The following is a 10,064-nucleotide window of genomic DNA, read 5'->3' as shown; positions in this document are numbered from 1 at the left end:
GGCCGGGTGTGGGCGCGGCCGGGTGAGGGCCACAGCCGGCGGCCCGGTCCGGAGCCCGGAACCGCTCCGCCCAGATACACGCAGGACGAATCCCGACAAGGTGATGGATAGATGAACGTACCGCTGCTGGACCTTACCCTTCAGTACCGCGGCATCAGCACGGACGTGATGCCGGAACTGCTCACGCTGATCGACGAGCAGCGCTTCATCCTGGGCCCCGTGGTGGACCGGTTCGAGCGCGAGATCGAGGAATACCTGCAGGTGCCGCACGCCATCGGGTGCGCCAGCGGAACGGACGCCATTCTGCTCGCCCTGCGCGCCTACGACTGCGGCCGCGGCGACGAGGTCGTCACGTCGCCCTTCACCTTTTTCGCAACCGCCGGCGCCATCCACAACGTAGGCGCGCGCCCGGTGTTCGCGGACATCGATCCCGACACCTTCAACCTGGACCCCGCCGCCGCCGAGGCCGCCGTCACGGAGCGCACCAGGGTCGTCATGCCCGTCCACCTGTTCGGGCAGATGGCCGACATGGCCGCGTTCCGCGCGCTGGCGGACCGGCGCGGCGTCAAGCTGCTGGAAGATGCCGCCCAGGCCATCGCCGCGCGGCAGCGGGTGAACGGCGAGTGGATCACCACGGGCACGCTGGGCGACGCCTGCGCCTTTTCCTTCTTCCCCACCAAGAACCTCGGCGCGTTCGGCGACGCGGGAATGACCGTCACCAACGACGCGGAAACCGCGGAGCGGCTGCGCAAGCTGCGGGTGCACGGCGGGCGGCAGATGTACCACCACGAGGAGGTGGGCTACAACTCGCGCATCGATTCCATGCAGGCGGCCGTCCTTTCCGCCAAGCTGCCGCACCTGCGCGGCTGGAGCGACGGCCGGCGCCGCAACGCCGCCTTCTACGACCAGGCACTGGCGGGGATCGACGCCATCCAGACGCCCGTCGTCAGCGCGGACAACGAGAGCATCTACAACCAGTACACGCTCCGCGTCCGCGAAGCCCGCCGCGACGACCTGGCCGCGCACCTGCGCGAAGCGGGGATCGGCAGCGGCGTGTACTATCCGGTTCCGCTGCACCTGCAGGAGTGCTTCGAGTACCTGGGATACAAGGAAGGGCAGTTCCCCGAATCGGAGCTGGCCTGCCGCGAAGTGCTTTCCCTTCCCGTGTTTCCGGAGCTTTCGGAGGCGCAGACGGCGTACGTGGCGGAGACGATCCGCGCCTTCTTCGGCGCGTGACCGGCACGCGGGCGCGGGGCTGATGTTCGTCGTGGCGCACAACGGCGCGCGCCTGTTCGGCGGGGCGGAGCGCGGGGTGGCGCGCATTCTGGAAGGGCTGCAGCGCCGCGGCCACCGCGTGCTGATGATCTGCACGGACCACGGCGTCGCGGCGCGCGTGCAGGAGCTGGGCGTGCCCGTGCGCGTCGTTCCGCTGGGCGGCGACATCGCCCTTCACCACGCGTTCGGGCTGGCGCGCGTGCTGCGGGCGCTGCGGCCGGACGTGCTGATGATCGGCACGTTCAAGAAGGTGGCGTGGGCCGCGCTGGCCGGGCGCATGGCGCGGGTGCCGCGCATCGTCCTCCGCATCGGGCTGGAGACGGACCTGCCCCGCAGCCTCAAGTACCGCATCTCCATCCCCCGGGTGCACACCGTCGTCCTCAAGGCCGACGACGTGCGCCCCCGCTGGCGTGCCGCGCTCCCCGGCTTCGCGGAGGAGCGGCTGGTCACCATCCACGGCGCCGTGGAGCCGCCCGTCCGCCGCGGGCCGCCCGGCGCCGTTCGCGCGGAACTCGGCCTGGCCGCCGACACGCCGGTCATCGGCGCGGTGGCGCGGCTGGCACGGCAGAAGCGCTTCGACCGGCTGCTGCGGGCGTTCGCCACGCTGCCGCCCCACGTCCACTGCATCCTCGCGGGGGATGGCGAGCAGCGCGCGGAAGTCGAGGCGCTGGCGAAGTCGCTCGGCATCCACGACCGGCTGCACCTGCTCGGTCACCGCGACGACGTGGGCGACGTGCTCGCCGCCCTCGACGTGTTCGTCGTGACGTCGGACAAGGAGATGCTGGCGTTCGCCATGCTGGAGGCGCTCGCGGCGGGCGTTCCCGTCGTGAGCACGCCGGTGAGCGGCGCGCGCGAGGCGCTGGAGCCGCTGCCGGACGGCACCGCGCCCGGCGTGGTGACGGGGTGGGAGGATGCGGAGATCGCGGCCGCCCTCGCCGCGCTGCTGGCGGATTCCGGTCGTCGCGCGCGGATGGCGGAGGCCGCCGTGCGCCGCGCGCGGGAGCGCTTTGGATACGAGCGGATGCTGGACGAATGGGAGGCGGTGCTGGCGGCAAAGGTGGCCGCATGAAGCTGGTCATCCACGTGGACGGGCCGGTCATCCGCGGCAACGAGCGGCAGCTGCTGTTTATCGCCCGGTGGATGCTGGGCCGCGGCCACGACGTCGCGGTCGCCTGCCGCGACGAGACGGAGGTGGGCGAGGCGTTCCGCGCGCTGGGCGCCCGCACCACGCCCCACCGCCCCCGCGGCGACGGCGACCTGTGGCACCAGTTGCGCTTCGCCGCCTGGCTGCGGCGCGAGCGGCCAAACGCGCTGCTGCTGGCCTCGTGGAAGCGCTTTCCCGCCGCAGCCTCGGCCGCGCGGCTGGCCGGCGTGCCGCGGGTGATCCTGCGCGTCGGGCTGCCGCAGCCGCTGCCGCGGACAGGGCCGGGCGCGTGGAAGTATCGCACCGCATTCCGGTGGATCCACGGCGTGATCGCCAACGCCACGGGGCTCCGCGACTACTTCGCCGGCCAGGTGCCCGCGCTGGCGGACCGGATGTACGTCGTCCGCAACGCCACGGAAGCCTCCACCGTTGCGCCCGGCGGCCTTCGCGCGGAGATCGGCGCGGCGCCGGGCGAGCGCATCCTGCTATCCGTCGGCGCGCTGGAGAAGCGCAAGGGCTACGATCTGCTGATCGATGCGTTTGGGCAGGTGGGCCCGGGCGTGCACCTGGTCCTCGCGGGCGACGGGCCGCTGCGGGATGAACTGCGGGCGCGGGCGGACGCGGGGGGCGTCGGCGGGCGCGTCCACCTCCTGGGCCACCGCCGCGACGCCAGCGCGTTGATGGCGGCCGCGGACGCCTTCGTGCTCCCCAGCCGCGCGGACGGGATGGCGAACGTGATCCTGGAAGCGATGGCGGCGTCGCTCCCCGTGGTGGCCTTTGACGTCCACGGCGCACACGACTGCCTGGCCGCGCTGCAAGGCCGCCCGCCCGCGGGGTGGATCGTGCCGGGCGGCACGGCGGACGCCCTCGGCGCCGCGCTCGCGGAACTCGTGCGCGACCTCCGCGCGGGCGGCCCGGAGCCGGCGGCGCGCGGTGCGGAGGGCCGCTGGCGCGTGGAGAACTGGTTCACACTGGAGCAGATGGGCCCCGAGTACGAGCGCATCCTCTTCGGCGCGGAGGGCGGATGACGGACTTTCTTTTCGCGTCACGGCCGCCTGCGCCCGGCGCGCTCCGCTCGGTGCTGGAGGCGTACCTGGGCCCGGTCGCCGCGATCACGGAGCTGCGCGGAACGTGGGGCGCGCTCGCCGTCGCCACGCCGTGGCCGGAGCGCGACGCCGTGGTGGAGCGCGACGGGTGGATCAGCGCGCTGGCGGGCGAACCCGTCGTCCGCGCGCCCGGGCTGGCGCCGGGCGTCGTGGCCCCGGGCCCGCTGCGCGATGCCGTTCACCGCGTGTTGTCATCGGATGATGCGCCGGACTGGGGGGCGCGGCTGGACGGCCAGTTTGCGCTGATGGGGATCGACACGCGCGGCGGGGCAGGCGTCGTCGTCACCGACCGGATGTCGTTCATCCCCGTCTTTTCCGCCACGGACGCGCGGGCTGGCGTGGTGATGGGGACGCACGCGGACGCCGTCGCCGCGGCGTCGGGGCGCACGGAGGTGGATCCCGTTTCCGCCGCGGATCTGCTGACCACGCGCTGCATCGCGTTTCCCCACACGCTCTTCCACGGCGTCACGCAGATCCCGCCGGGGACCGCGCGCCGCTTCGGCCCGGGCGCGGCGGAGGCGGACAAGACGTACTGGCGGCCGGTGGAGCGGACGGCGTTTGCGAACGTGAATGACGCGTCGGATGCGCTGCGCGCGGCGCTGGTGGCGGAGGTCGCCCTCGCATGCGCCGGGCTGGACCACGTGGCCCTGCTGCTGAGCGCGGGGGAGGATTCACGCGCGGTGCTGGGCGCGGTGCCGCGCGGGGTGCGCGTGTCCGCGTTCATCTACGCGGACGCGGAGAACCGCGAGGTGCAGGTGGCGCGGCAGGCGGCGCAGGCGTACGGAGCCACGCTCACCTGGGGCCGGCGCCCGCGCGAGCACTATCTGGGCGCGATGGAAACCATCTCCGCCATGGTGGGGAGCCACCAGGTGTGGGTGGACGTGCACGGCTACGGCTTCCACACCTCGCTCGGGCTGGCGTCGTTCCCCCGCGTGCTGGGCGGATACTCGTCGGATTCGCTGCTCAAGGCGGAGCACGCGCGGCGCACCGCCATTGGCCTGCGCCCCGTCGCGGGCATCCGCCCGGAACTGCTGGATGCAGTGCGGAGCCGCCACCAGGCGCACCTGGACCGGGTAACGGCGCTGCGCCCGGACTCCGGCGCGGAGTGGTACCGCCTGTATCCCTTCTCCATGCGGGCCACGGGCGCCAACGTGCACGGCAACCGGCGCCTGTTCCACATCCACGAGCCGTTCCACAGCGCGGCCGTCCTCGACATCGCCGCGGGCGTACCGCAGGCGTGGAAGCGCGACCGCGGCCTCTTTCATCCCGCCATCCGCCCGCTGCTGCGCCGGTCGTGGCACGTGCCGCACGCCCGCTCGCGCTTTCCGTACTTCGGGCGGACGAGCAACCTGCTGCTGGGCGCGGGGCTGCGGGCCGGAAGAGCGATCAAGGGGCTGCTGCCGAGAGAAAAGGGGATGAACCACGGCCCGTGGCCGCGCTGGTCGGAGCCGGCGTACGCGGCGCCGATCGCCGCGCTGGAGGCGCGCCACAACCTGCCGCATTCGCCCGCGGGCGGCGTTCTGGCCGCGGATGGCGAGGCCGCGCAGGCCGCGCTGCGCGGATGGAACCCCATGGAGCGCTTCATCGCCATGCAGCTCGCGTATCTCTCGGCGCGCGCGGCGGACGTGGCCCGCGAGGTCCCGCGATGATCATCCCCTTTCCGCCACCGCCGCGCATGCGCCCGTTCCACGCTCCGTCCTGTTCCGCATCCACCCGGGGGCGGCCGTGAGCGCGCCCGCTATCGTTCCGGGAAGCTGGCTGGACCGCGAGGGGGGCAAGGGGCGGCGCGTGTGCGTGGTGCTCCTCACCGGGCTGGGCGACGTGGTGAACGCGCTGCCGCTGGTGAACGCGCTCAAGGACGCGGACCCCACGCTGCGCATCAGCTGGGTGGTGGAGCCGATGCCGGCGCCCATCCTGGCCCATCATCCCTCCGTGGACGAGGTGATCGTCTACCGAAAAAAGCTGGGCGTGCAGGGCGTGCGGCAGCTGGCGGCGGAAATGTTCCGGCAGCCGCGGTGGGACCTCGCCATCAACCTGCACGTGTTCGCCAAGAGCATCTGGGGAACGATGTTCAGCCGCGCGCCGCACCGGGTGGGCTTTGACCGGGCGCGCACGTTCGACCAGACGTGGCTGGTGACCAACGACCGCATCGCGCCCCGGCCGCGCCGCCACACGGTGGACATGTTCCTGGAGTTCGCCGCGCACCTGGGCGCACCCGTGGCGGCTCCGGAGTGGCGCATCACCTTTACGGACGCGGAGCGGGCGGAGCAGGCGGCGTTCTTCGCCGGCATGGACCGGCCCCTGGTGGGGCTGATCCCCGCCTCCAACATCGCCCGCAAGGACTGGATCGCGGAGCGGTGGATTCCCGTGGTGGACGCGCTGGAAACCGAGTTCGGCTGCCGCACCGTGATCATGGGCGGGCTGGGGGAACGGGAGGTGCGCATGGCGCGGGAAATCAGCGACGGCGCCGCGCACAAGCCGCTGTGGGCCATGGGCGACCCCATCCGCCGCATGGCGTGGATGATCGAGGGGTGCGCGCTCACGATCGCGCCGGACACCGGGCCGCTGCACATGTCGCGCGCTCTGCAGACGCCGGTGATCGGCCTGTACGGCCACACCAGCCCGTGGCGCGTGGGGCCGCACGGGCGCTACCACGACCTGCTCGTCGACCGCTACCTGGACCCCGGCGAGGCGCCGGACCCCAGCAGCTACGCGCCCCGGCTGGGCCGCATGGAGCAGATCACGCCGGACGACGTCATCGCCCGCATCCGCGTGGCGCGCGAGCGCTACGGCCTGGGCGGCGCAGGTGACGGGGACGGCGCCGATGGCGGAAAACGAGCACCTCAAGGCGAGAGATAACGGAATGTCAGGACAGCAGGGGAGCGGGCTGGAGCACGTGGTGATCACCCGCTTCAACGTGCGCATGGCGTCGGTGGTGAACGACAAGAACGGCCAGCGCGTGCTGACGGCGGAGTGGCTGGACCACCGCATTGAGCTGTTCGAGGGCTTCTGCCTGCCGTCCCTGCGCAGCCAGACGCTGCGCGACTTCCGGTGGATCCTGCTGGTGGACGAGGGAACGCCGGCCCGCATTCTGGAGCGCCTTCGCAGCCACGAGGGGCCGGCCGCCAACCTGGAAGTGGCGCCCATCCCCATGATCCACCAGCAGTCGGAGCTGGCGCCGCACATCGTGGCCCGGCTGCGGCCGGACACGCGCACCCTGGTGAGCACCCGGCTGGACACCGACGACGCGTTCCACGAAAACGCCCTGGCGCGCATCCGGGAGCGGGTGCGCGACCGGCGCGAGTTCATCAACCCCCGCTACGGCTACGTGACGGACGGGTACCAGGCCCGGGTGACCACGCACAAGTACAGCCCGTTCGCCACCTACGTGGAGCCGGACGCGCGCGGCTCGTTCCAAACGGTGTACGTGGCCAAGCACGGGCGCATCGGCCGGGTGGCGCCGGTGCGGCAGATCGCCGACGAGCCGCTGTGGATGCGGCTCATCCATGACCGGAACTGGGTGAACCGCGAGGGCGTGCACGGCTTCGGGCAGATCCGCTCGGTGCGCGGCTTTCACAAGTGGGTGCGCCGCGGCGTGATCCTTCCGCTGCGCAAGACGCTGTGGCCGGCCGAGTACAAGCGGTCGTACCCGCTGGCCGAGCTTCCCGCCTTCCACGTGTCTCCGCCTCCGGGCCTGCACCCGGCCGGCTGAGCCGCTTGCACGTGCACCGCGGGTTTCGTTGCGGGGATCGGTACGCGTACGATGGCTGTTTCATGGTCGCCGCGTGGACCAGAAATGCGATCTCCTTTCTCTTGATCGCGGCCCGGTCCACGCCGCCGAACAGGCGGGAATCACCGTGAAGGAGCTTGCGGCATGAAGGTGTCCACCGAATCCGAAGCCGGTCGGAATCTCAACACCGTTCTGGACGAAGCGTGTCAGACGGAGCCGTTCGGATCCGCCGGCGTGAGGGTCGGAGTTCTGTGACCCGTCCCGAAACACCTGCCCGATCACCGCTGGACGTACCCGGGATCGATCCGGGTTTGAGCGCGGACGAGTCGTTGGATTCGTGCGGGACGGCGGGCGCGACTTCCCCGGGGCATGATGACGAGGCATTGGAAGCCGCGGACGGACACTCTCCTTGACTCCGGCGCGCGGAGTTGAGTCGAAACGAATCGAGGTCCGCGGGAGCGCTCCCGCGGACCTCGAGTCATCTACCGGCCGAATCAGGCGCCGCCCTGCAGCTGCTCCCGCAGATTCGCGAAGATGTTCTTGCGGAAGTTCTGGCTTTCCTCGGGCGTCAGCGAGGAGCTTGCCGTGAGCGCGCCGGCGCGCTGCTCCAGCAGGTCGGGCGAAATCTCGCTCAGAAAGCGCGACGGCTTGCGCGGCTTGAGGCTTTCGCGCTGGCGGCGGGTGGCGCACCCGGACAGCGTAAGCCGGTGCCGGGCGCGGGTGATTCCCACGTAGAACAGCCGCCGCTCCTCGGCGATGGGGTCCGTTCCGCCGTTCAGCTCGAACGTTTCCCACGCCTCCTCCGCGTCCGCCTCGGCGGCGGCGCTCGCGCTCATGCTGCGCGTGTGCGGCAGGATCTCTTCTTCCAGCCCGATGATGAAGACGTGCGGGAACTCCAGCCCCTTGGCGCTGTGCATGGTCATCAGCGTCACCAGGTCGGGGTTTTCGTCGTCCTTGTCCTTCTTGTCCTCTTCGTCCGTCAGCGACACGCGCTCCAGAAAGGCGCGCAGCGCGGGCGGATCCCAGTCGTCTTCCTCGTCCAGCGGCGGACGCTCCTTCCAGGTGCGCTCCTCGAACCGCGCGACGCTCTCCACGAACTCGCGCAGGATCTCCACCCGCACCGCGGCGGCCTTTTCGCTCTTGGCGTTGTCGGCGCGCACCGCTTCTTCCAGCCGCACCCGCTTCACCAGTTCGCGCACAAAGCCCACCAGCGTGCGCTGCGTGGTGATGCCGTGGTCGATGGCGGCCTGCGTGGCGTGGAACTCCAGGCGCAGCTCCTCCATCATCTCCACAAAGGCGCGCACCGCCTCGGCCGTGCCGCGGTTTACGCCGTCCACCGGGTCCACCCGCTTGAGCGCCTCGTAGATGGGCTGCTGTGCGGCGCGGGCCGCGTCGATCAGCCGCATCATGGACGTGCGGCCGATCCCGCGGGTGGGGTAGTTCAGAATCCGCCGGAGCGAAACCTCGTCTTTGGGATTGAGCACCACGCGCAGGTAGGCGACCAGGTCCGCCACCTCCTTGCGGTCAAAGAACGACTGCCCGCCGATGACGCGGTACGGGATGTTGGCGGCCCGCAGCGCTTCTTCAACGGGCTTGGCCTGCAGGTTGGTGCGATACAGGACGGCGAAGTCGCCCCACGACAGCTTCTCGTTCCAGCGGCGCACGCCGATTTCGCGCGCCACCATCTCGGCCTCGCGCTCCTCCGCCGTCTTGCCGCCCTCTTCGCCCACGTTCCAGTAGTCGATCTTGGGGCCGGGCCCATTGCTGGTCCGCAGCCGCTTGGCCTTGCGCGTGGTGTTGTTGGCAATGACGCCGTTAGCCGCGTCCAGAATGCGCTGCGTGCTGCGGTAGTTCTCTTCGAGGATGACGACCTGCGCGCCGGGATAGTGGCGCTCGAAGTCCAGGATGTTGCGCACGTCGGCGCCGCGCCACGCGTAGATGGACTGGTCGTCGTCGCCCACCACGCACAGGTTCTTGAGCGGGCCGGCCATCAGGCGGGCCATTTCGAACTGCGCGCCGTTGGTGTCCTGGTATTCGTCCACCATCAGGTACCGCCAGCGCTTCCACAGCTTTTCGCGCACCTCCATGTGCTCGCGCAGCAGCTGCACGGGCAGGACGAGAAGGTCGTCGAAGTCGCAGGCTCCCGCGGCGCGCAGCGTCTGCTCGTAGCGGGGATACACGTCGGCGGCGAGCACCGCGTAGTCGTCGCGGCGGTCGCCCCGGATCTGCCCCTCGGCCACCTCTACCTTGGCCTGCTCCGGCGTGATCAGCCGGTTCTTCCAGTCGCCGATGGTGAACAGAACCTTTTTGGGATCGTACGCGTCTTCGCCCACGGTGGCGGAGATGTGGATCTCCTCGGCCATGATCCGCTTGATGGCCTGGATCTGGTCGCCGGTGGGGTAGATGGAGAAGTCCTTGGGCATCCCCAGCCGGTCGCCGTAGTCACGCAGCAGGCGGGCGCCCAGCGAGTGGAAGGTGCTCAGGACGATGCCCTTGGCCTCGCGCCCCACCATCTTGGCCACGCGCTCGCGCATTTCGGCGGCGGCCTTGTTGGTGAAGGTGACGGCCAGGATGGCGCGCGGGTGGATGCCCTTGTCGCGGATGAGGTGCGCGATGCGGTACACCAGCGTGCGCGTCTTGCCCGAGCCGGCGCCGGCGAGCACCAGGACGGGCCCCTCGGTGGCGAGCGCGGCCTGGCGCTGCTCGGGGTTCAGCTCCAACAGGTACTGCGGAATTGCTTGCAAAGCCGTGCCGTGAACCATCCGTGAACGCGCTCGTGCGGAGGGGGAGAAGATAGCCGGTGGGGAGG

Annotated in this window: 7 protein-coding genes; 6 read left to right on the top strand and 1 reads right to left on the bottom strand. The window is 71.1% G+C overall.

What is annotated here, in order from left to right:
• The first annotated feature begins 111 nt into the window (after positions 1 to 111).
• From VF665_RS14120 to VF665_RS14095, 6 genes are all read left to right on the top strand, one after another.
• Positions 112 to 1,236 (top strand): DegT/DnrJ/EryC1/StrS family aminotransferase, encoded by a 1,125-nt coding sequence (locus VF665_RS14120; protein ID WP_331054076.1) that lies wholly within the window; start codon positions 112 to 114, stop codon positions 1,234 to 1,236.
• A gap of 22 nt (positions 1,237 to 1,258) precedes the next feature.
• Positions 1,259 to 2,344, top strand: a complete 1,086-nt coding sequence (locus VF665_RS14115) for a glycosyltransferase (RefSeq protein WP_331054075.1) — start codon at positions 1,259 to 1,261, stop codon at positions 2,342 to 2,344.
• Positions 2,341 to 3,447, top strand: coding sequence for a glycosyltransferase (locus VF665_RS14110; protein WP_331054074.1), 1,107 nt, complete (start codon positions 2,341 to 2,343; stop codon positions 3,445 to 3,447). The genes VF665_RS14115 and VF665_RS14110 overlap by 4 nt, the downstream gene beginning before the upstream one ends.
• Positions 3,444 to 5,174: a hypothetical protein gene (locus VF665_RS14105; RefSeq protein ID WP_331054073.1), complete on the top strand. Its 1,731-nt coding sequence runs from the start codon at positions 3,444 to 3,446 to the stop codon at positions 5,172 to 5,174. Before VF665_RS14110 ends, VF665_RS14105 begins: the two co-directional genes overlap by 4 nt.
• Positions 5,175 to 5,250: 76 nt before the next feature.
• Positions 5,251 to 6,384, top strand: a complete 1,134-nt coding sequence (locus tag VF665_RS14100; protein ID WP_331054072.1) for a glycosyltransferase family 9 protein — start codon at positions 5,251 to 5,253, stop codon at positions 6,382 to 6,384.
• 4 nt (positions 6,385 to 6,388) lie between these two features.
• The gene (locus VF665_RS14095; RefSeq protein WP_331054071.1) at positions 6,389 to 7,237 is read left to right on the top strand and encodes a glycosyltransferase; all 849 of its coding nucleotides are present in this window, start codon (positions 6,389 to 6,391) and stop codon (positions 7,235 to 7,237) included.
• A 512-nt stretch (positions 7,238 to 7,749) separates the two neighbouring features.
• Here the strand turns inward: VF665_RS14095 and VF665_RS14090 are convergent.
• Positions 7,750 to 9,999, bottom strand: a complete 2,250-nt coding sequence (locus VF665_RS14090) for an ATP-dependent helicase (protein WP_331054070.1) — start codon at positions 9,997 to 9,999, stop codon at positions 7,750 to 7,752.
• Positions 10,000 to 10,064: the final 65 nt, after the last annotated feature.

It is taken from the genome of Longimicrobium sp., assembly GCF_036387355.1.
In the GTDB taxonomy this organism is placed as follows: Bacteria; Gemmatimonadota; Gemmatimonadetes; order Longimicrobiales; family Longimicrobiaceae; genus Longimicrobium.
Note: the sequence above shows the minus strand (reverse complement) of the source record. Positions and strands in the feature narration are given on the sequence as shown.

Excerpts from the sequence above, each read along its gene's own strand:
- VF665_RS14110 (WP_331054074.1), top strand. The coding sequence starts at position 2,341 with ATGAAGCTGGTCATCCACGTGGACGGGCCGGTCATCCGCGGCAACGAG.
- VF665_RS14095 (WP_331054071.1), top strand. The coding sequence starts at position 6,389 with ATGTCAGGACAGCAGGGGAGCGGGCTGGAGCACGTGGTGATCACCCGC.
- VF665_RS14120 (WP_331054076.1), top strand. The coding sequence starts at position 112 with ATGAACGTACCGCTGCTGGACCTTACCCTTCAGTACCGCGGCATCAGC.
- VF665_RS14115 (WP_331054075.1), top strand. The coding sequence starts at position 1,259 with ATGTTCGTCGTGGCGCACAACGGCGCGCGCCTGTTCGGCGGGGCGGAG.
- VF665_RS14105 (WP_331054073.1), top strand. The coding sequence starts at position 3,444 with ATGACGGACTTTCTTTTCGCGTCACGGCCGCCTGCGCCCGGCGCGCTC.